20 protein-coding genes are annotated in these 21460 nt (G+C 45.8%); 11 read left to right on the top strand and 9 right to left on the bottom strand.

Features of this window, described 5'->3' with window-relative positions; genetic code table 11:
- Window positions 1-238 precede the first annotated feature (238 nt).
- The 6 genes from rplM (at window position 239) to erpA (ending at window position 3952) form a co-directional block, all read left to right on the top strand.
- Complete coding sequence (gene rplM, locus Q0K92_RS10225; protein ID WP_297325703.1) at window positions 239-673, top strand: 50S ribosomal protein L13; 435 nt, start codon at window positions 239-241, stop codon at window positions 671-673.
- Between the two features lie 7 nt (window positions 674-680).
- Complete coding sequence (gene rpsI, locus Q0K92_RS10220) at window positions 681-1073, top strand: 30S ribosomal protein S9 (protein WP_297325702.1); 393 nt, start codon at window positions 681-683, stop codon at window positions 1071-1073.
- A gap of 101 nt (window positions 1074-1174) precedes the next feature.
- Complete coding sequence (gene argC, locus Q0K92_RS10215) at window positions 1175-2203, top strand: N-acetyl-gamma-glutamyl-phosphate reductase (protein WP_297325712.1); 1029 nt, start codon at window positions 1175-1177, stop codon at window positions 2201-2203.
- A 151-nt stretch (window positions 2204-2354) separates the two neighbouring features.
- Window positions 2355-3089 (top strand): DUF6776 family protein, encoded by a 735-nt coding sequence (locus tag Q0K92_RS10210; protein WP_297325701.1) that lies wholly within the window; start codon window positions 2355-2357, stop codon window positions 3087-3089.
- Between the two features lie 10 nt (window positions 3090-3099).
- Window positions 3100-3570, top strand: a complete 471-nt coding sequence (locus tag Q0K92_RS10205) for a polymer-forming cytoskeletal protein (protein WP_297325700.1) — start codon at window positions 3100-3102, stop codon at window positions 3568-3570.
- A gap of 37 nt (window positions 3571-3607) precedes the next feature.
- Window positions 3608-3952 (top strand): iron-sulfur cluster insertion protein ErpA, encoded by a 345-nt coding sequence (gene erpA / locus Q0K92_RS10200; RefSeq protein ID WP_297325699.1) that lies wholly within the window; start codon window positions 3608-3610, stop codon window positions 3950-3952.
- Window positions 3953-3981: 29 nt separating this feature from the next.
- On the opposite strand, the gene Q0K92_RS10195 is transcribed toward erpA, so the two are convergent.
- Both Q0K92_RS10195 and Q0K92_RS10190 read right to left on the bottom strand, forming a co-directional pair.
- Entirely contained in the window at window positions 3982-5082 is a 1101-nt protein-coding gene (locus Q0K92_RS10195; RefSeq protein ID WP_297325698.1) for an anhydro-N-acetylmuramic acid kinase, read from the bottom strand.
- 141 nt (window positions 5083-5223) lie between these two features.
- Complete coding sequence (locus Q0K92_RS10190; RefSeq protein WP_297325697.1) at window positions 5224-6555, bottom strand: peptidoglycan DD-metalloendopeptidase family protein; 1332 nt, start codon at window positions 6553-6555, stop codon at window positions 5224-5226.
- A 153-nt stretch (window positions 6556-6708) separates the two neighbouring features.
- On the opposite strand from Q0K92_RS10190, the gene tyrS reads away from it, so the two are divergent.
- Window positions 6709-7911 carry a tyrosine--tRNA ligase gene (tyrS, locus tag Q0K92_RS10185; RefSeq protein ID WP_297325696.1) on the top strand — a complete coding sequence of 401 codons (1203 nt, stop codon included), beginning with the start codon at window positions 6709-6711 and terminating at the stop codon, window positions 7909-7911.
- Between the two features lie 315 nt (window positions 7912-8226).
- Window positions 8227-9624, top strand: coding sequence for a DEAD/DEAH box helicase (locus Q0K92_RS10180; RefSeq protein ID WP_297325695.1), 1398 nt, complete (start codon window positions 8227-8229; stop codon window positions 9622-9624).
- A gap of 77 nt (window positions 9625-9701) precedes the next feature.
- On the opposite strand, the gene Q0K92_RS10175 is transcribed toward Q0K92_RS10180, so the two are convergent.
- The 4 genes from Q0K92_RS10175 to rfbA all read right to left on the bottom strand — a co-directional run bounded on the left by Q0K92_RS10175 (window position 9702) and on the right by rfbA (window position 13430).
- Complete coding sequence (locus tag Q0K92_RS10175; RefSeq protein WP_297325694.1) at window positions 9702-10484, bottom strand: alkaline phytoceramidase; 783 nt, start codon at window positions 10482-10484, stop codon at window positions 9702-9704.
- Window positions 10485-10524: 40 nt separating this feature from the next.
- Window positions 10525-11874, bottom strand: coding sequence for a DNA repair protein RadA (gene radA, locus Q0K92_RS10170; RefSeq protein ID WP_297325693.1), 1350 nt, complete (start codon window positions 11872-11874; stop codon window positions 10525-10527).
- Between the two features lie 76 nt (window positions 11875-11950).
- Window positions 11951-12496 carry a dTDP-4-dehydrorhamnose 3,5-epimerase gene (gene rfbC, locus Q0K92_RS10165; protein ID WP_297325692.1) on the bottom strand — a complete coding sequence of 182 codons (546 nt, stop codon included), beginning with the start codon at window positions 12494-12496 and terminating at the stop codon, window positions 11951-11953.
- A 10-nt stretch (window positions 12497-12506) separates the two neighbouring features.
- On the bottom strand, window positions 12507-13430 hold the full coding sequence (rfbA, locus tag Q0K92_RS10160; protein ID WP_297325691.1) for a glucose-1-phosphate thymidylyltransferase RfbA: 924 nt from the start codon (window positions 13428-13430) through the stop codon (window positions 12507-12509).
- Window positions 13431-13606: 176 nt separating this feature from the next.
- Between rfbA and Q0K92_RS10155 the strand changes: the two genes are divergently transcribed.
- Complete coding sequence (locus tag Q0K92_RS10155; RefSeq protein ID WP_297325690.1) at window positions 13607-15274, top strand: ABC transporter transmembrane domain-containing protein; 1668 nt, start codon at window positions 13607-13609, stop codon at window positions 15272-15274.
- Here Q0K92_RS10155 and Q0K92_RS10150 read toward each other — a convergent pair whose 3' ends face one another.
- From Q0K92_RS10150 to Q0K92_RS10140, 3 genes are all read right to left on the bottom strand, one after another.
- The gene (locus tag Q0K92_RS10150) at window positions 15275-17164 is read right to left on the bottom strand and encodes a nucleoside-diphosphate sugar epimerase/dehydratase (RefSeq protein ID WP_297325689.1); all 1890 of its coding nucleotides are present in this window, start codon (window positions 17162-17164) and stop codon (window positions 15275-15277) included.
- 1 nt (window position 17165) lies between these two features.
- On the bottom strand, window positions 17166-18158 hold the full coding sequence (locus Q0K92_RS10145; RefSeq protein WP_297325688.1) for a glycosyltransferase family 4 protein: 993 nt from the start codon (window positions 18156-18158) through the stop codon (window positions 17166-17168).
- Between the two features lie 253 nt (window positions 18159-18411).
- Window positions 18412-19629, bottom strand: a complete 1218-nt coding sequence (locus Q0K92_RS10140; protein ID WP_297325687.1) for an alanine--glyoxylate aminotransferase family protein — start codon at window positions 19627-19629, stop codon at window positions 18412-18414.
- Window positions 19630-20058: 429 nt separating this feature from the next.
- Here Q0K92_RS10140 and Q0K92_RS10135 point away from each other — a divergent pair, with 429 nt between their 5' ends.
- Window positions 20059-20532, top strand: a complete 474-nt coding sequence (locus tag Q0K92_RS10135) for a hypothetical protein (protein WP_297325686.1) — start codon at window positions 20059-20061, stop codon at window positions 20530-20532.
- Window positions 20533-20904: 372 nt separating this feature from the next.
- Window positions 20905-21231 (top strand): hypothetical protein, encoded by a 327-nt coding sequence (locus tag Q0K92_RS10130; protein WP_297325685.1) that lies wholly within the window; start codon window positions 20905-20907, stop codon window positions 21229-21231.
- Window positions 21232-21460 lie beyond the last annotated feature (229 nt).

The following is a 21460-nucleotide window of genomic DNA, read 5'->3' as shown; positions in this document are numbered from 1 at the left end:
AGTAATCAAAAATTCATTAAAATGATATGACTCTGATGCTATTTTCATGTTTCCCAGTGATGATGAGATTATAACGACGATTGGGTTAAAATTCAGCATTCTTCAGCAAACCGCCTTGCCGCTTCCGTTTGCAGCCAAATACTAGAGTCCAATAGAAAATAAGTCGTTCTACATTTGACTTTTACCGGCGTCTGACTTAGAATTCCCGGCTCTTTTTGAATACGCAGGACAGGTTTTCGTGAAAACATTTTCAGCCAAGCCGCACGAAGTAAATCATGACTGGTTTGTCATTGATGCGACCGATAAAGTATTGGGTCGCCTTGCTTCACAGATTGCACATCGTTTGCGTGGCAAACATAAACCCATTTATACCCCACACGTTGATACCGGCGACTACATTATCGTTGTCAATGTCGACAAAATACGCGTAACCGGCAATAAACTGGAAGATAAAATCTATTATCGCCATACCGGTTATCCAGGCGGAATTTATGCCACCCCTCTCAAAAAAATGCAAGAGCGGTTTCCGGGTCGTCCGCTTGAAAAAGCTGTTAAAGGCATGTTACCTAAAGGACCGTTGGGATATGCAATGCTTAAGAAACTAAAAGTATATGCGGGTGATACTCATCCACATGTTGCTCAACAACCCAAACCACTTGAAATTAGAGCTTAATTAATCTATGGCTACTCAATATAATTATGGAACCGGTCGACGTAAAAGTGCAGTCGCACGTGTTTTCATCAAACCGGGTAAAGGCGCAATCGTCATTAATGATAAACCGATTGATGATTATTTCTCTCGTAAAACCGGCCGTATGATTGTAAGACAGCCGTTGGAATTAACCAATAATGCCAGCTCATTTGATATTATGGTTAACATTCACGGTGGCGGTGAATCAGGTCAGGCCGGTGCAGTACGTCATGGTATTACTCGTGCTTTGATTGATTATGATGCGACACTGAAACCTGTATTAAGCAAAGCTGGTTTGGTAACCCGTGATGCACGTGAAGTGGAGAGAAAAAAGGTTGGCTTGCGTAAGGCACGGCGACGCAAACAATTCTCCAAACGATAATTTTATATTCGTAGTTGAATATCAAAAAGCCGCCTCGTTAGGGCGGCTTTTTTATTGGATATTTGAAATAATACCTTCTAAAAAAGATAATAGGAGTCATGATGATCAATGTTGGCATTGTTGGTGGAACAGGCTATACCGGTGTGGAATTGCTACGTTTACTGGCACAGCACCCTAAAGTAAAAATCAAGGCGATTACATCGCGCAGCGAAGCCGGCATGAGTGTCGCTGAGTTATTTACTAATCTGCGAGGACATATTGACCTCAAATTCAGCGATCCGGCTGATGCAAAACTCAATAAGTGCGACCTTGTTTTCTTTGCCACACCCAATGGCATTGCTATGCAGCAAGTAGAATCCTTGCTTACAGCGGGGGTTAAAGTGATCGATCTGGCAGCTGATTTTCGTATCAAAAATGTCGCCGAATGGGAAAAATGGTACGGTATGCAGCACGCTTGCCCTGATTTGGTCGCTGAGGCGGTATACGGTTTACCGGAAATCAATCGCGACCAAGTAAAAGATGCACGCCTGATCGCCAATCCCGGCTGCTATCCAACGGCAGTACAGCTTGGCTTTTTGCCGCTGATAGAAGCCGGCGCCATTGATATGGATCACCTCATCGCCGATGTCAAATCAGGCGTTTCCGGCGCGGGCAGAAAGGCCGAAGTGCATACGCTGCATGCTGAAGCCTCTGATAATTTCAAGGCCTACGGCGTTCCCGGACACCGACACCTTCCCGAGATCCGGCAAGGACTCTCCAATGTGGCCAAACGGCCGGTTGGTTTGACATTTGTCCCTCATCTGGTACCGATGATTCGAGGCATCCATGCAACACTCTACGCCAGGCTGACCCAACAGGTCGATTTACAGGCGCTTTACGAAAAACGCTATCAAAACGAAGCTTTTGTTGACGTGCTGCCCGCCGGAAAACACCCGGAAACCCGTTCTGTGCGTGGCTCCAATATTTGTCGCATTGCAGTACATCAACCGCAAAACAGCGATACCGTCGTCATATTATCGGTGACGGACAATCTGGTAAAAGGCGCTGCAGGTCAAGCCATACAAAATATGAATATTATGTTTGGCTTACCCGAAACGCTAGGCATTAACCAGGTTCCATTATTACCTTGATGTTTTTGTCGCTTTCTCATGGATTAGCAAAATATTTACCAAACCCGGCAAACATTGATATGATCCCTTAGGTTCACTCAATATGAATGATGTCTTGTTGTTTCGATATCGGAATATAGCTGGATAGGTTTCTAATCTTTAGAGTATGCGGTTGAACAAATTCTTTCGGAAAAAACCTAAAATTTTATCTCCTCGCGTTGTAGTACGCCCTTATTTATCATGGCAATATCGCTTAGCCATCATTGTCGTTGGTTGCTTATTATTATTGTCGCTATCTTGGGGAATGTATGAAGCAGGAAGACAATCGGCAGATACAACCCATGATCTGACTGAAGAAAAATTAGCGTCCTTGTATGACCCAGGGGCTTGCAGGCAAACAAAAAAGCAAAAACTATGCACTCAGATGGGTGATTTGATCCATCAATTACAAATCAGCGATACCACTAATGAAAATCTTGCTGAACAAATAAAATCGCTGGCTAATGAGAATGACCATTTGAAAGAAAAGCTGGTATTCTTGCAGCACCTCATGTCGGGTAATACAAAAAGCGGTATTTCGATTCATCAATTCAGCCTGAAAGAGACGGACGATCCGGGTAAATACCGCTATGCGCTGACCTTGATGCAGGGTGGAGAAAGGCCGAGTGATTTCAAAGGAAAATTGAGATTCCAGGTCAAACTGCTACAAAATGATCGGAGCAAAACCATACCGCTGATCAGCAAGAATTCCAAGCAGGATTTTCCTGTTAATTTTAAATTTCTTCATCGCTTGGAAGAAAGCTTCAAAGTACCACCCGATGCCATCGTAGAGAGCTTGCAAGTACAGGTTTATGAGAATCATGATAACAAAGTAGTACTCACCCAAACTGCGCAACCGATGCCGTAAGGAGAAAAACATGTTTGGTCGAAAAAAGAAAAATCAACTTCACACGCATATCGATACTTTAATTGGTATGAATACAAGTATCACCGGCGATATCAGCTTCAGCGGCGGCCTGCGGGTTGATGGACATATTACCGGCAATGTCATCGCTAACAGCGATGAACAAAGTACCTTGGTGCTGAGTGACGAAGGTAGCATAACGGGTAAAATAAAAGTCACGAATATCATTATTAATGGCACAGTCACTGGGCCCATCCATGCACAAGGGTATCTGGAATTACAAACCAAAGCGAAAGTACATGGCGATATTCATTATGGTACTCTGGAAATTCAATTGGGCGCTTCCGTTGAAGGAAACATGATCCACCAGGGCAAATCAGAATCGGAAAATAACCAACCACCTGAGAAAATGGTAACATTGATTTCAGCCAGACCGGAAAAGCAACCTATCGCGACAGAAAATGACGGAGTTCGCCAATCTTAGTTTACACCTAGCAATTAACCATTCTACAGAGACCGACATGAGCATTGAAAATAACACGCCACTCTTATTTACCGACAACGCTGCTTCTAAAGTCAAACAGTTAATAGCAGAGGAAGGCAACGAGAATCTTAACCTCAGGGTTTTTGTCAGTGGCGGTGGGTGTTCAGGCTTCCAGTATGGATTTACTTTTGATGAATTGATCAACGAAGATGATACTGTCATGGAGAAAAACGGTGTCAAGCTGTTGGTTGATCCGATGAGTTTTCAGTATTTGATCGGCGCTGAAATCGATTATCAGGAGAATTTACAGGGCGCTCAATTCATTATTAAGAATCCTGGTGCAAGCAGTACTTGTGGCTGTGGATCGTCATTCTCTGTATAAACTGCTGCTCCGCTCATTTAATAACAAACTCAGGCGGGATAAATCGCTCCCAGAACCCTGTCACCTCTGGCACCGGTCACAGCAGCCAGGTTGCCCGTTTTGCGCAACATCGTTTGCTGCGCAAGCCAAGCAAATGCGAAAGCTTCCACCCAATCGGCCGCGACACCCAGTTGATCCGTCAGCGCTACCTTTTTCCCTGGCATAGCACTCATCAATTGATTCATCAGCAGCGTATTATGGGCACCCCCACCACATACATAAATTTCTGTAGCCGTTGGGCAATAATCATGAATTGATTGAACAATTGCCATCACTGTTAACTGTAGCAATGTCGCTTGAACATCTTCCGGTGCTTCATTCCCTAGTAATTTTCCCTCCAGCCATTCAAGATTAAATAGCTCTCGTCCAGTACTCTTAGGCGGCCGGCACGAGAAAAAGTGATCATGCAATAATTTTTCCAATAAGGCAGGAATGATTTGACCCGTTGCCGCCCACTGTCCATCCATATCATAGTTTTTCCCGGTATGATGTAAACACCAGGCATCCATCAAGATATTTCCCGGACCACAATCAAAACCGATTATTTTGTTAGGGGGATCAAGACTGGTTATATTGGCTATGCCTCCGATATTAACAATGACACGATGACAGGTTGCGCTGGTAAAAAGCGCGTGGTGGAAAGCCGGAACCAACGGCGCACCCTGACCTCCTGCAGCCATATCGCGACTTCTGAAATCTATGATTACTGTGATCTGAGTTAATTCTGCCAATAACGCTGCATTGACAAGCTGAATCGTATAACTTCTCTCCATTTCGGGGCAGTGTCTAATCGTCTGACCATGACATCCAATCGCGATAATTTGTTGAAATCCGGCTCCAGCGTTTCTTAACAAACCTGCGGTGGCTTCGGCATACAGGCGGGATAATTGATTACTCAATATTGCGGCACGATGCAATTCATCATGGCCTGACTGATGTAATGACAATAACTGCGTACGCAATTCATCATCATAGGGGCAGAAAAAAGTCTGGAGCAAGACGGGGGTAGCAGCACTGAAATCAACCAGAGCAGCGTCGACACCATCCAGACTTGTGCCTGACATGATGCCGATATAGTACCTAGGTTCCAACTACTCGCGCCTCGTAAGAAACACTATTAATCTTGATTTTCGATAGATGCGGAAGGATTTGCAGGAAAAAGGGCTGCGAATCTTAACAACTGGAACATAAATGGGGCAGTGCAGTAATACATGTACCGCCTATCTGCACTACTATTCCAGAACGGCGTAATGAATATTACGCATGACATTTAAACGTGCTACCAAGGAGTGCGTATCCTTCTGGAATGCGCTTAAGTCTTTTTTTGCAATGGGTGGTGCCGTTGGCAGAGCAACTTTCGTTGGATCACGCTGTAAGCCATCCACGCGCAATTCATAGTGCAAATGCGGACCAGTCGCCATACCCGTCGAACCCACATAACCGATCACATCGCCTTGATTGACACGTTTACCTTTGCTCATGCCACTTGCAAATCGTGATAAATGGCCATATGCCGTTTCGTACTTACCATTATGCTTAAGAACCACCAGATTCCCATAGCCTTTTTGTGAGCCGGAGAATGTAATGATTCCATTCGCTGTGGCTTTCACCGGCGTACCGGTAGGTGCTGCGTAATCAATACCTCGATGCGCTCGCCATTCTTTAAGTATGGGATGATAGCGTGCATTGGTAAAACCCGAGCTGACACGCGAGAAAGTCAGCGGTGACAACAAAAACGCTTTGCGTAAGCTTTCCCCTGCCGGCGTGTAGTAACCATCGGCACCATTCGATGCCTTGAAGTAAACCGCTTGATGTGATTTTCCTTTGTTGATGAATTCAACCGCCAAAACTCGTCCGGTTTTGGCGCGTTTACCGTTATCGGAGAATGTTTCATAAACAATGGTAAAGCGATCGCCTTGGCGCAAATCCCGGTAAAAATCGATTTCCGACGCAAATATGTCCGTAAGCTGCATAGCGACATTGTTAGGTATACCTGCGCTGTCGGTTGCAGCAAATAAAGAGCTGCTGATTACACCTGATTTCATATGAATCTGCGCATCCAACTCAATTGGCTGCTCGGTCATTTTGAATTCATCGTCAGTTTTTTCCATCAAGAACAATTCTTCATTCCCGAAGAAATAACGTAGCGTCAACAGTTCGCCATCCGCGTTTGTTTGTGCATAGATGGTTTGACCGGGTTTCAGTTGACGCATTGCCCGACTGCCGCGAGCTGCCTGTAAAAAATCCGTCGAATCCTGATTATTAACATCAAGTCGGTTTAGAATTGTTGCAATAGTATCGCCACGGCGAATATTTTCCTGATGCCAAAAAGTTTGATTGGTTTGATTCTCGGGAAGGACATCTGGAATCGATAAATCAAGGACTACTTCTTCTACCTGAACTTCTTCAAATGAGGGCGTATTAGGTGCAATACCAAACGCAGTGACTATACCGAACAGTGGTATGCTGGATAATGCAACCAACCAGCGAATCGTTTTTTTTGTTAATTTTGATGATTTTTGAGCTAGAATCCCTTGTTTACTGCTAAGCGATGTATATAGCATTGTATGAAGTACCTCCAGTCATTTTTATCTTTTTCAGACAGGCGCGAGTCTAACATGAAAACAATCAAAACATGTACTAAGGTACAATTGAAATTGCAATAAAATGTTTTATCAGATAAAAAAATTAATAAAAATCCTTGGCTTATCATGATCGTGAACAAACCAATAAAACCTCAACTCGAAATTATAAAACGTGGAAGCCATGAACTATTAGTTGAAACAGAGCTGGAAAGTAAGCTTACTTCCGGGCGCCCCTTGCGAATCAAGGCTGGATTTGACCCGACCGCCCCGGATTTGCACCTCGGTCATACGGTATTGCTAAACAAGTTACGCCAGCTACAGGATATGGGACATCACATTCTGTTTCTGATCGGTGATTTCACCGGCATGATTGGTGATCCAAGTGGGAAAAACACTACCCGTCCGCCATTGACCCGTGAACAGGTTGCAGAGAATGCACAATCTTACACCACACAAGTTTTTAAAATACTCAAACCCGAATGCACTGAGGTGGTGTTTAATTCATCCTGGATGGATAAGCTAAACGCCGCGGATCTTATCAAACTCGCCGCAACACATACGGTCGCACGCATGTTGGAGCGAGATGATTTCGACAAACGCTACCGCAACAATCAAGCCATCGCTATTCATGAATTCCTCTATCCCTTAATCCAGGGATATGATTCCGTTGCGCTCAAAGCCGATCTTGAACTGGGCGGAACCGATCAAAAATTCAACCTTCTGATGGGGCGGGAGCTACAAAAGCATTTTGGGCAGCCGCAACAATGTATCCTCACGATGCCGCTGCTGGAGGGATTGGATGGCGTCAATAAAATGTCCAAATCTTTGAATAATTATGTCGGCATCACGGACAGCCCCAAGGAAATCTTTGGCAAGCTCATGTCGGTATCGGATCAGCTCATGTGGCGTTATCTGGAGTTGCTGTCATTTGAATCGCTGAGTACCATTCAGACATGGCATAAAGAAGTTGAGGCGGGACGTAATCCACGGGATATCAAGGTATTGTTTGCGCAAGAAATTGTCGCACGTTTCCATAGTCAACGCGATGCTGAGGAAGCCCTCGCCGATTTTGAAGCGCGCTTTAAACATGGTGCATTACCTGATGAAATAACCGAAAAAACAATTCAAATACAAGATGACGCAATACCTTTGGTGCAGCTATTAAAACTCACAGAATTAACTGTCAGCACCAGTGAAGCACTGCGCATGATCGGTCAGGGAGCTGTCAAACTGGACGGTGAAAGAGTAGAGGACAAATCGGCCAAAATCGCACGAGGTAAATCTGTTGTCATCCAAGTAGGAAAACGCAAATTTGCCAGAGCCATCATCCAGTAATTACGCCACTTGGTGCTAAGAGTTCGGCTCACCAACAGAGAATAGCGCAAATAAATTGCAGACACTGACATAACCCGGTATACTTCCGCTCTTGGTTAATCAAGAACAAGCGTGTTTTTGCAATGCCTGATTAATCATTATCTGGTTTCATCGTTCCTGGCCTCTCTTCAATTTTTCAAGTTTCTCCGGAAAATGTATAGCAACCTTGGTTAGCGGCGATGCTTTATTTAATGCGCTAGCAGGGCTATGCATCATTTTGGACAAGTCAGTATTTGCCTGCTTGTGCGTCCAATTTTCACTCTTTAGGAAAATAACGTGTCTTTTGAAGATCTAAATCTAAATCTCTCTATTATTAAAGCAATTCATGATTCGGGTTATACAACCCCCACTCCTATTCAGAAACAAGCCATACCAGAATTACTATCCGGCCACGATATCATGGCATCGGCACAAACCGGAACAGGCAAAACAGCTGCTTTCATGCTGCCAGCACTTCATCTGCTGGCTACGCCGTCGAAAATAAACAGCCGCGGACCACGCGTTTTAGTACTCACGCCTACACGCGAACTTGCACTTCAAGTAACCGAAGCTGCCAAGAAATATGGAAAATATCTGCCTCGCACGAAAGTAATCAGCATCTTAGGTGGCATGCCTTATCCATTACAGAATAAATTGCTGTCACAACCGGTAGACATTCTGGTCGCTACACCAGGGCGGTTGATTGATCATATACAGCGTGGTCGAATCGATTTCAGCCGTTTGGAAATGCTTGTGTTGGATGAAGCAGACCGGATGCTGGATATGGGTTTTATCGATGATGTTGAGACTATCGCAGCGGCCACACCGGCAACCCGGCAAACACTGTTGTTTTCCGCCACTCTGGATGGCGCAATCGATAAGGTTGCAGCAAGACTTTTAAAATCCCCAAAACGGATTCAGGTCGCTTCTCAGAAAGCACGGCTCGATAATATTGAGCAGCGATTACACTATGTCGATGATATGTCACATAAGAATCGTTTGTTGAATCATGTACTACGCGACGAAGCGCTCAAACAAGCCATCGTTTTCACAGCAACCAAGCGGGATGCGGATACATTGGCCGACAATCTCTATGCACAAGGTTATGCAGCAGCTGCATTACATGGCGACATGAATCAACGCGAACGCACCCGCACACTCACCAAACTTCGCAGTGGTGGCTTGCGCGTTCTAGTGGCAACAGATGTCGCTGCCAGAGGCATTGATATCGCTGACATTACGCATGTCATCAATTTTGACTTACCTAAATTTGCGGAAGACTATGTCCACCGTATCGGTCGTACCGGCCGGGCAGGCGCGGCTGGTATTGCAGTTTCCTTTGCATCTAACCGCGACAGCGCGCATCTGACGAAAATCGAACGCTACACAGGGCAGCGCATTATGTCGCATATCATTCCCGGTCTGGAACCCCGTATCAAACCGCGTCTCCCGAGTAGTGGTTTTAAGGGCGCACCCAGCGTCGCACAAAAACGCAAACATTCTTCATTCGCAAGCACGAACGGTGGTCGCAAAAATTTCAACGCCGCCAATGAATCGAATGGCGATGCCAATGGCAATAGCAACGGAAATGGTCACCGCGGCCGCTCATTTGGTCACGATAATCGTATCAATAGTAGTACTCTCAGAAATCGTAATGGTTCCAGCGCGGGCCATCAGTTTGCAAGACCGAAGTAATTCTTGTTAATACTGCTTTGTCTCGAATGAGTCGGGACAAAGCGGATTAAGTACTATTCCTTAATACAATCAAAAAATCATCGTTTCTCTGATAAAAACTCCCGCTTCTGCAATATTTGCACAATCCGGTAAACAGCTAATGCCGCCAACAGATGTTTCAAGGTATGGCCGCTGATATTATTGCTCGTCAGGACAAAGATGTGCATATCCAGCATTTCGGTCAACTTAGCCACAGCGTACAAAGCAATCACCTGATAGATATCATGCGCATGCGTGTAACGTGATGGATAGTACACACTCAGCAGAATAATGAGCAGAATCGAATAGAACTGCACCACGATATAAAAATTCAGATTCCCAGCGCCTTGCTGCTCAGTCCAATACCAGTACAGCACACTCAACACGCCAGAAACTATCAGGAACGGCAATGACCATAAACCCCCTGTCGGGCTGACACGATCAACCAATGTGGCGGCAAGCAGAGCAGTGATACCCGTCGCAATAGGCAATCTGTCCCACAGCAGGTTTGCATTATCCGGTATCCAGTGATAAATCATCGAACCCAATCCCGATGCAACAACGCTAAGGAATAAAGCCCAATAAGGCAGGCACTCAACTCTGTTGCGAAATGCTTTTTGTGCTGGCGTTTGATAAATGCGGAAAAGGTACACCAGACCGGCGCCACCACTCAATAGAAAAGCCAGATTAGAAGCAACATCGTTGAAATTTGGAATATTAAGAAGATTGCGCTGATCGGCGAACTGATGATAATCGACAGGCTGGGAAACCGGCGGCAGTAACAGCGCTACCAGTACAACGGCGATCGACAATCCGCCAAGTATCCAAAGCTGTCGCTGCATCTGTTAAAACCCTTGCGTCACGAAACACATCCAGAAATTGCTAATACATCTGGGAAACCGCTTCCCCGATCCGCCCAACGGCGATGATATTCATACCGGGAATCGGTTGCTTAGGCTTATTGGCGAGCGGAATGATGGCTTGTTTAAACCCCAGTTTTGCCGCTTCCTTGAGCCGCTCCTGTCCACGCTGCACCGGACGGATTTCTCCCGCCAGGCCAATCTCACCGATGACAATCATCTTTTCTGCCAGTGGCCTGTTCTTTAAAGAAGAAACCACCGCCAGCATAATTGCAAGATCAGCGCCGGGTTCAGTAATTTTGACACCGCCAACCGCATTGACAAAAACGTCCTGGTCATAACAGGGAATGCCGGCGTGACGGTGCAATACCGCCAGCAGCATGGCCAACCTGTTTTGTTCCAGCCCTACACATAACCGCCGCGGATTAGGCGAGCGCGCTTCATCGACCAAAGCTTGAATTTCCACCAGCAACGGGCGCGTTCCTTCTTGCGTGACCATGATGCACGACCCCGGCACTTGAGCGTCATGATGCGAAAGAAACAATGCGGATGGATTCTTCACTTCACGCAAGCCTTTTTCACCCATCGCAAACACCCCCAGCTCATTCGCCGCACCAAAACGGTTCTTGAATGCGCGGATCATGCGAAAACTGGAATGCATATCGCCCTCGAAATACAACACCGTATCCACCATATGCTCGAGTACGCGCGGACCGGCCAAAGCACCTTCCTTGGTCACATGCCCCACCAGAATGATGCAGGTGCCGCTCGCCTTGGCCAGACGCGTCAACTGTGCAGCGCATTCGCGCACCTGGGCAACAGATCCCGGCGCTGATTGCAATACTTCTGAATAAATCGTCTGGATTGAGTCAATCACCGCAACAGCCGGTTTGCGCTCAGCAAGAACGGATTGGATTTTCTCCAGCTGGATTTCCGCAAATAGATCCACTGCGCGCACATCCAGTGCCAGGCGCTTAGCACGTAACGCCACTTGTTGTGCGGATTCCTCGCCGCTGACATACAATACCTGACGCTGCGTTGACATATGGGAGAGCGCTTGCAATAACAGGGTCGACTTGCCAATACCCGGATCTCCGCCCAACAGCACCACACCGCCATGCACCAAACCGCCGCCCAGCACCCGGTCCAGCTCTTCCACACCGGTTGAATAACGTGGTTCTTCACGCGCATCGATGGTACTTAAATTTTGTACCCGGCCGATTTCCGATACCGGACTGAAACGCGATACGGTTTTCTCTGCAAGCGTTTCTACCAATGTATTCCATGCTTGGCAATGCGGACACTGGCCTTGCCATTTTAAGGTCTGTCCGCCACATTCGGTGCACGAATAAATGGTTTTCTGCTTGGCCATTGATCAGAGCAATGCTACGGTGCTTGCAATTTCGGTATTGAAAATCAGCTTGCGCTCACGAAGAACTTTCAGCCTATCAATCATAAACTTCAGCGGTTTCAAATGTTGCGCCACGCGCATCCTTTTCAGAGAGGATCGGCTCGCCCCTGAGCGGCCAATCGATTGCCAAGGTGGCATCATTCCACACAATGCAGCGCTCATGTTCGGGCGCCCAGTAATCGGTGGTGTTATACAAAAATTCAGCATGCTCGGAAAGTACGATAAACCCATGAGCAAAACCGGGTGGAACCCATAACTGCTTTTTATTTTCCGCGCTGAGTATTTCTCCCACCCATTGTCCGAAAGTGGGCGATGAGCGGCGAATATCCACCGCCACATCGAATACTTCCCCCACCACCACACGCACCAATTTGCCCTGCGCTTGCTTGATTTGGTAATGCAGGCCACGCAACACATATTGCATGGAACGCGAGTGATTGCTTTGCACAAAGCTTGTTTGTTTGCCAACGGCTGAGTCAAATGCGCGCTGATTAAAACTTTCAAAAAAGAAACCGCGTTCATCGCTGAAAACGCGTGGTTCCAATAACAAAACTTCCGGAATAGCCAATTGAGTCGATTTCATAAAACACCCATTAATCAGAATCGCAATCAAAATCACGCCTTAACACTTGCAGCAAATACTGACCATAGCCATTCTTGGCCAATGGCATCGCAAGCTTCTCCAATTGCTCCGCATCAATCCATCCCTGCCGGAATGCAATTTCTTCCGGACAAGCAATTTTTAATCCTTGTCGATGTTCGATGGTGGCGACAAACTGACTCGCATCCAGCAGAGATTCATGGGTGCCGGTATCCAGCCATGCATAACCACGCCCCATGATTTCAACACGCAGCGCAGATCGTTCCAGATAAATACGATTCAAGTCGGTGATCTCCAATTCATTGCGTACTGATGGCTTCAGGCTCTTGGCGTAATCCACCACGTGCTGATCATAAAAATACAACCCTGTCACAGCATAATGGGATTTCGGTTGCAGCGGTTTTTCCTCCAGATTGATCACACGACCCTTTGCATCAAATTCAACTACGCCATAGCGCTCCGGATCATGCACATGATAGGCAAACACGCTGGCGCCTTGTGTACGTTCCATCGCATTCGTCAGCAAATGATGAAAATCGTGTCCATGAAAAATGTTATCGCCCAGCACAAGCGCTGAACAATCGTTGCCAATGAACGATTCACCAATGATAAATGCCTGTGCCAGACCATCCGGTGATGGCTGCTCGGCGTACGATATATTCAGCCCCCATTGATGGCCATCCCGTAACAGCTCCGCATAGTTTCCGACATCACGTGGTGTTGAAATAATCAGAATATCCTGTATCCCCGCCAGCATTAACGTACTGAGCGGATAATAAATCATGGGCTTATCAAATACTGGCAGCAACTGTTTGGATACCGTTTGTGTTACCGGATACAAGCGTGTACCGGAACCACCTGCGAGCACGATACCTTTGCGCCGGGAGGCGATAGATTTTTTATCTTTTGCTGTCATATATGAAATACCTGGTGTTGGCATAAATAAAGTTCAGATGTTCACAAACTCATGAATGGATCACGTGATGCGACTGATTCATTAGATGAGTAATAATTGTACTACATCTGTTTTGCCTTCCAGATGATTGCGCGGTGCAATAACAACTGAATGTTCATGTAAAATTGCTTATTATGATGCGCCCACAACCATATTTTTGCTTACTCGGCAGGCTTGCACCCCATTGGAAGCCACTTGCGCTGGCACTATTCGCCATGCTGGTCATCGCTACGACGTTAGCTTCTCTGCCCATACTCATACAGCAACTACTTGACAGTACATTTTTGCAAAGAGACTCGTCACGCATACAAATAATATCGCTGGCAATCATGATGCTATTTATTGTGCGCGGCATTGCAAGCTATGTCAGTATTTTTAGTGTGAATAAAGCGAGCAGTCAGTTGGGCATTGATTTGCGCATGGATATTTTTAACACACTGCTGACGCTACCGGTAAGTCATTACTCGCACTTTGATCATCATGACATCGACAGACTGATATCCCGGATCAACCGGATCACCCACAGCATCGCTCGAAATATCACTACCCTGACGCAAGACTGTTTGACCATCATTGGGCTGATTATCTGCATCCTTTATCTCAATCAGGAATTCTCTCTGCTACTGCTACTCATAGCACCGTTGGTCATATTGATTATTCAGATGACACATGATTACCTGAACACATTCAACCAGAGAAATTCATCCGCATCGGATAGTTTGGTACAGCATTTACTGCAGTCAATCAAACAGTACCGAGAAATTCGATTGCATGGTGGCCAGAGCCATGAGAATGAGCGTCTTGGGAAGACTGCCGAAGCCATTTATCAGGCAGAAATACAGCAAGCATCGATTCGGGCAGCAGCCATTCCGATCGGTGAAGTCATGACCACAATGATTTTAGTGGCAGTTTTTTACTTTATCGCGCAACAGGTGCTGAATAACGCGTTGAGTCTGGATACCGTGGGTGCGCTCATTGCAGCAGTGCTGCTACTGATTAACCCCATACAGCGCATCGCGGGCCTTCCCAAGCAACTGCAACGTGACCAGAAGAACATGGAAACCGTGCTGTCATTTATTCATCAAGCATCCGCGCAGGATACGGGCACTCAAAGCATTGCGCATGTTCATGGTAAATTAACATTTGAGCACGTCCGTTTTGGTAATAATGCGCTGACAAAACCCATTCTGAATCATATCAATTTCACCATCAAACCGGGTGAGATCATCGTTTTTACGGGTTACACCGAGGATGAGAAAAATGCATTCATTGACCTGATACTGCGTTTACAGCAACCCACCAGCGGAAGAATTCTATTGGATGATCATTCGCTCTCTGATATCCAATTGAATAACTTACATGCCAATATCGCAATGGTCACAAAAGATAGTGTTTTATTGGATGAAAAAATTGCCGGTAATATCGCCTATGGCACAATGCGATGCGCCAATGAAGCAAAAATAACCGCTGCAGCGCAAGCCTCTTACGCGATGGAATTTATTCGGAAAATGTCCGAAGGATTGCAGACTCGGATTGGTAAAGGCGGTGCAAAAATAACGCAACAACAGTGCCGGCAAATTGCCATTGCACGTGCATTACTTAAAAATTCCCCCATACTGATTTTGGATGAAATTCCCGCAACCGATGAACCCGATTCCGGCAATTTACTTTCAGTCTTAGAGAAACTGATGCAAAATCGCACCACGCTTATTTTCAATCAACAGATTCCGCACTTGAAGAAAATTGATCGAATCGTTGTTCTGGAAAACGGATGCATCACAGAGAACCTAACAAACATTCGGTAATTAATGCTCCGATTCCTTATTGGTGTATTCCGGCACCCACTTTGCGAGCTGATCACGGACTTCCTGATCATTCAACACAGTCACTTTACCCAACCACATCATTAAATCAGACAGCCAATGCTCATCAACCTGACGGGCTTGTGCAATGCGTAATTTCTCATGCGGTGTAGGGAAGGTATTTTCACTGGCTGACAATAATTCTTCATGCAGCTTCTCCCCAGGACGCAGTCCACTAAAAACAATACGAATATCCCCCTCACTTAATCCGGACAAATGAATCAGGTCATTCGCCAGATCAACGATTTTGACCGGATCGCCCATATCCAGCACGAATATTTCTCCACCGCCTTTTGTACCCCCCATCAACCCGGCTTGCAAAACCAATTGCGCGGCTTCGGGAATGGACATGAAATAACGCGTTATTTCCGGATGAGTAATGGTAATCGGCCCGCCCTTGGCAATTTGTTCACGAAATTTTGGAATAACGCTACCGGTACTCCCCAGCACATTGCCAAAACGCACCATCACAAAACAGGTTGAATGTGATTGAGTACTTTGATCAGGTTTTATATGCTTTGCAATCGATTGCTGCAATGCTTGACACACCATTTCAGCCAGGCGCTTGCTTGCGCCCATCACACTGACCGGATTGACTGCCTTATCCGTTGAAATCAGGACAAACTTTCCCACTTCAAAATTAATCGCCACTTGCGCTAATACATAAGTACCCAGCACATTATTCAGCAAAGCCTGGCACGCATTTTCATGCTCCATCAATGGCACATGCTTATAAGCAGCGGCATGGAACACGACGGAAGGCCGGAATTGCGTAAATATTTGTGTCATGCGCGCATAATCTTTGATATCTCCGATGACAAACGACATCTCGATCCCGGGGAAATGGGGTAAAAGCTCTTCTTGAATGCTATACAGCGCAAACTCATTCAATTCCAGAAATACAATCCGATCCGGATCAAAGGCGATCAGCTGGCGGCATAATTCCGAGCCAATCGATCCGCCTGCGCCTGTTACCAGAACGACTTTTCCTGTCAACAAACTATGTAATCCGTCATTATCAAGCACGACAGGTGCTCTTCCCAGCAAATCGTCCAACTCTACTTCACGGATCTTTGATACGGTCGTTTTGCCACTGATCAGATCCGCATAAGACGGTACAGTCATTGCTTTTACACCGATTTCCGAACACATCTCCAAGGTATGGCGATGTATTCGATGAGGAACTGACGGTATCGCGATAATGACATGCCCCACATTCAGCTTTTGCACCCAGTGCGGCAATTCATCGATCACACCCAGTACACGCACACCGTGTAGCCGAGTACCCAGTTTTTTGGGATTGTCATCCAGCATTCCCACAACATGCCATTCACGGCTTCTCGCTAATTCCTTGACCAGATTCATCGCAGTATTACCTGCGCCGATGATCAAAACCAACCTCGTTTCATAACTTTCCAAATTATACAGGCGGCGCTCTTTCCAGGTACGGTAGAGCAAACGACTGCCGCCCATAATCAATAACAATAGCAACGGCGCGAGCAGAATGACGGAACCGGGAATATCAGCCAATAAGCCGAGCAACCACAGCATCAGTAATACCGTTACTGTACCGGTCACGACCGCTACAAAAATCCTTTTTACATCCGGTAGGCTGGCGTAGCGCCACAATCCTCGGTAAAGCCCCATCCACAAAAAGAAACTGGTCTGAACGAGTACAATCCAGGGCAAAATGATCGACAACAACTCCAAGGTTGCAGCAGGAATATCAAAATTAAAGCGGAGTAAATAGGCTAACCACCATGCTACGGCGACGGCGACAAAATCATGGGCAAAAGCAATCAATGTACGAATTCCGAATCTGCTTACAAACATGTTATCCCCGATCGGAATAATATTTCTGATACCAATCAGAAATAAACATTAATATCAGATAAATACTTCCCCAAATCACTGCCACCCCGTATTGTACCGCCACATCTTGCCTGCCTGCCCATACAGCACTTCCACCCACTATGAGCATCAGCGCATAACCTGACAGCGCTGTGTTACGATGACCGAAACCGCTTTGAATAATGCGCTGATAATAATGTTCGCGATGTGCCTGCCAGACCCTTTTTCCGCGGATCAAGCGTTTTATCAGCGTTACTGTCGAATCCGCAATAAAAGGTGAAAATACCAGCAACGGCAACCACATGGACCATAAATTATTCATCCATCCGAGTATTCCCAATACAGCCGCCAAAAATCCTAATGGAATAGCACCGACGTCTCCCATGAAAATTCTGGCCGGATAGAAATTGTGTATCAGAAAAGCCAATGCTGCGGCAGCGATCGAAAAATTGATCACCGCAAAATCATAATTCTCTGCTAGATAGGCAAACAAACCATAGTATCCAAAGCCGATCACCGTCATGCCACCTGCCAGGCCATCCGAGCCATCCATAAAGTTATAAAGATTGGACATCCAGACAATTGCGGCTGTGACGCACAATGCGCTCATCCAGCCATACGCATGCAGTAAGAAATCGGCAGAAAATACTGCCGCGGCTACAACCTGCACTAACAACCGGCACCAGACTGGCAAATGTTTAACATCATCAATGAATGATACGACTATCAGCAGACCGATACCTATCCACACCGTCACAGGTATCATCACCGAGAAAAGCAGCCAGATGGTGATTGCCGCTAATAACAGGCCCAAACCACCGATGCGCGGAACGGGTACAGAGTGCAGCGAACGCGAATTAGGATGATCCAGCACCCAACGCGGTTTGTACTTTATCAACCATAGAATTGTGAAAAAAGCGACGACAAATGCTAGTACCGGCGCTGCTACCGTTGATAGGGGAGAATCCAAAACCATAGTGACCGGATCATCTGTGATAAGTCAATGAAAAACAAATGTCACTTTCTCATGTCATGAATGACCGGAAAGTGACAGGATGCTTGGCAGGCGTTGAGAAACTATCTGCGTTGCCGCTATGGTGCTAAATACAGGCTAAAAATGCTCATTTGTCACACATAAAGTGCATTTTCTCGCCTGTTTTTGCTTGGTATGGCTGCCTCGGAAATGTTTCTCAGCTGCCTGTTAAGCTGCTATCCATCCTGAAGAAGCCCTAAAACATGGGATTAGCGGCATAGCTCTGATGTGCTGCTGCTGCGGCACCACCACGCTCAACCTTCATACCCATATCAAGCAATACGTTCTCCAGTGCATTTAAGCAGAACAGCACATTTTCTACCCTGCTTGATGTGCCCATCAAACCAAAACGCCAAACTTTCCCGGCAAAATCCCCCAAACCGGCACCAATCTCAAGATTATAGTCATCCAACAAGCGTCGGCGAACTTCTTTTTCATCCACGCCTGCCGGCACAAAAACAGAGTTCAATTGTGGTAAACGATATTGTTCTGCAACCACATAATTCATACCCAGCGTCGCAAATCCAGCTTTCAATGCTTGATAATTACGCTGATGGCGTGCCCAGGAATGTTCCAACCCTTCTTCAGCAAGCATCAATAACGATTCATGCAGCGCATACAGCGCATTGGTTGGCGCGGTGTGATGATAAGTACGCGTCGACGATCCCCAGTAATTCAGCAACAAACCGATATCCATAAACCAGCTATGCACTTTTTCCTTGCGATTTTTAACCAGATCGGTCACACGCTCGGAGAAACTCACAGGTGATAATCCTGGAGGACAGGATAAACATTTCTGGCTGCCGGAATAGATTGCATCAATTCCCCATTCGTCCACTTTGATCGGCGTACCGGCCAGCGAGGTAACCGTATCGACAATCGTCAAACAACCATATTTACGTGCAATCTCACACAGTGTTTTGGCATCGGACTGCGCGCCGGTAGAAGTTTCTGCGTGAACAAACGCAATGATCTTAGCATCAGGGTTCTTTTTCAGCGCATCTTCAACTTTTTGCGGATCGACCGGCTCACCCCATTTATCGTCCACCACTACCGCAGTACCACCATGACGCTCGACGTTCTCAATCATGCGCCCGCCAAAAACTCCGTTGCGGCACACAATGACTTTATCGCCAGGAATGATCATATTGACAAAGCACATTTCCATGCCCACAGAGCCAGGTCCGGAAACCGGAAAAGTCATGCGGTTCTTGGTTTGAAATGCGTAGCGCATCAAACCTTTGATTTCTTCCATCATCTCGGTAAAAACCGGATCAAGATGGCCTAATGTGGGACGTGCCATGGCATTCAGCACACGCGGATGGGTGTCTGATGGCCCAGGTCCCATCAAAACACGTTGCGGAGGATAAAAAACTTTAACTTCTTTCTCGGGACGAAAATCTTCGGTATTCATGAACGATCCTAAATTAATTATGTAATTTGATTTGTTTTGTAAAAAAAGTTGATTTTAACAAGTGAATCGAGAGTTTACTATAAACTGATGGGCACTCAATAAAATATGCTGATGGATATGCCAAGAAATTTCCATAACCATCTGAAATTTTGAATTATTGGCATACAACATATAGAAAGATTCTTTGCCGGTCTTTGCCAAGCACGTTATTCATGATCATGTGTTTGAATAAATGCAAAATTACAATATTGAATCCGTCGATCATGTGCAATCCAAAATGGTTCTGATACCATTCGATTTGCTTGCCAGAACTAGAATTATCAGCTATTGAGACAAAATCAATCTGATTAAAAATACTCCCATCGTATGCGCTATTCTCTAAAAACATCAATCCTATCTTTGCTATGTGTGTTCATGCTATCTGCTTGCATGACAACGCCTACACGAGAAGAATTACTAACTCAGAAAGTTATTTATAGCCACAGCAGTAACAAATATTATCTGGAAATTGCAGAATGCCTAAAAAGTGATGAAGGCTTTCATTTGCCGAAATGGCATCGTCACACCTGGCGCGATATCAATACTTATTTTATTTACCATGAATCTTTGCAAGTCGACGGCTACCCGCAGATGCATGATGAAACTGCAAAGACTTACTATATTACTGAGATTCATGATCCCAAGTCTTCGGGGAGCATCAACCAACCGATTGCCCATGGCAATGGGAACTGGATTATGACCATAAAAGATACCGGCAGTAAAGAAAGTACAAAATCTCAAATCGAAATTCGCAGCAATAAAAATCTTCTCAGTGATTATCCGCCGGCTTCTTATATACCCGATCCTAAGGCATCACTATCCCAGCGCTTATACAAAGTGGAAACAATTGATCAGTGTTTTTAATTGAATTGATATGTGACTCTTAAGAAACCCACGGTTGGGTTGAGGAACGAAATCCAACATAATCAAAGCTCATGTCTGTGACTGAATGAGCTTTCTTCTCTATTGCCATGATTTCTATCACGGCCTGCAACAGTCTTCTTACCGGTTGTTCCGCTCAAATCAATTGATGGTGTGGCGAATAGGTCGAGTTGAGGATTCATGTACCTAAATGCTGAACGTTGCTGCGTTCAGTCACTATTCAGTTCAGAAGCTGCACAATTAAAACCGCAATATCCGATCGATTGGGTATTGGATGATCGGGAATACATAAGACTTAAACGAAAAAATTACCCGAAAAAGTGATCTACTTTTCGTTTATTCAGGAGACGCATCATGAAAACAAAAACAACGCTTATTCTTCTTGCCGTAATTGGCATGTTTCTTCTTGGTGGATGTGTAGCCACACCTTATTCCGGGGGCGCGGGATATTATCGAGGCGCTGCTTATAGTTATGGATACCAGCCATCAGTTTATTACGGCAACCAAGGCTACATAGGTAACTACAGGTACATTGGTAACGGACATCGGCATTTCATCGGTGGGCATAGCCATCACCACGGAGGGCATAGACATTCCATCGGCGCACAGCGGCATTTTGGTGGCGGACACAAACATTTCGGCGGCGGTCATCACGGCAGGGGTCATAGAGGTCATCGCTGATGAGAAACGAGCATACTTGCGACTAGCCCGCCAGAATATGGCGGGTTATATTTTTTGAATAAGTCTCAATGTTAAATGTTGGGCGTCGCCTCGTTCAGTCCAACTGACGTGCTAACCGGCACATGATCTTCGATAAAAAGCACATGCATAGTGATTAAAATAGTTAATCGCTGCGCTTGGTCACTTCCACCAAATGATAACCAAACTGTGTTTTAACCGGACCTTGCAC

The sequence above is a fragment of the Nitrosomonas sp. genome (genome assembly GCF_024282095.1).
GTDB lineage: Bacteria > Pseudomonadota > Gammaproteobacteria > Burkholderiales > Nitrosomonadaceae > Nitrosomonas.
This window is presented reverse-complemented; position numbering and strand designations above follow the sequence as displayed.

Coding starts and splice junctions, on each gene's coding strand:
- rpsI (WP_297325702.1), top strand. CDS start 681: ATGGCTACTCAATATAATTATGGAACCGGTCGACGTAAAAGTGCAGTC.
- argC (WP_297325712.1), top strand. CDS start 1,175: ATGATCAATGTTGGCATTGTTGGTGGAACAGGCTATACCGGTGTGGAA.
- Q0K92_RS10205 (WP_297325700.1), top strand. CDS start 3,100: ATGTTTGGTCGAAAAAAGAAAAATCAACTTCACACGCATATCGATACT.
- erpA (WP_297325699.1), top strand. CDS start 3,608: ATGAGCATTGAAAATAACACGCCACTCTTATTTACCGACAACGCTGCT.
- Q0K92_RS10190 (WP_297325697.1), bottom strand. CDS start 6,555: ATGCTATATACATCGCTTAGCAGTAAACAAGGGATTCTAGCTCAAAAA.
- Q0K92_RS10175 (WP_297325694.1), bottom strand. CDS start 10,484: ATGCAGCGACAGCTTTGGATACTTGGCGGATTGTCGATCGCCGTTGTA.
- radA (WP_297325693.1), bottom strand. CDS start 11,874: ATGGCCAAGCAGAAAACCATTTATTCGTGCACCGAATGTGGCGGACAG.
- rfbC (WP_297325692.1), bottom strand. CDS start 12,496: ATGAAATCGACTCAATTGGCTATTCCGGAAGTTTTGTTATTGGAACCA.
- rfbA (WP_297325691.1), bottom strand. CDS start 13,430: ATGACAGCAAAAGATAAAAAATCTATCGCCTCCCGGCGCAAAGGTATC.
- Q0K92_RS10155 (WP_297325690.1), top strand. CDS start 13,607: ATGCGCCCACAACCATATTTTTGCTTACTCGGCAGGCTTGCACCCCAT.
- Q0K92_RS10150 (WP_297325689.1), bottom strand. CDS start 17,164: ATGTTTGTAAGCAGATTCGGAATTCGTACATTGATTGCTTTTGCCCAT.
- Q0K92_RS10145 (WP_297325688.1), bottom strand. CDS start 18,158: ATGGTTTTGGATTCTCCCCTATCAACGGTAGCAGCGCCGGTACTAGCA.
- Q0K92_RS10140 (WP_297325687.1), bottom strand. CDS start 19,629: ATGAATACCGAAGATTTTCGTCCCGAGAAAGAAGTTAAAGTTTTTTAT.
- Q0K92_RS10135 (WP_297325686.1), top strand. CDS start 20,059: ATGACAACGCCTACACGAGAAGAATTACTAACTCAGAAAGTTATTTAT.
- Q0K92_RS10130 (WP_297325685.1), top strand. CDS start 20,905: ATGAAAACAAAAACAACGCTTATTCTTCTTGCCGTAATTGGCATGTTT.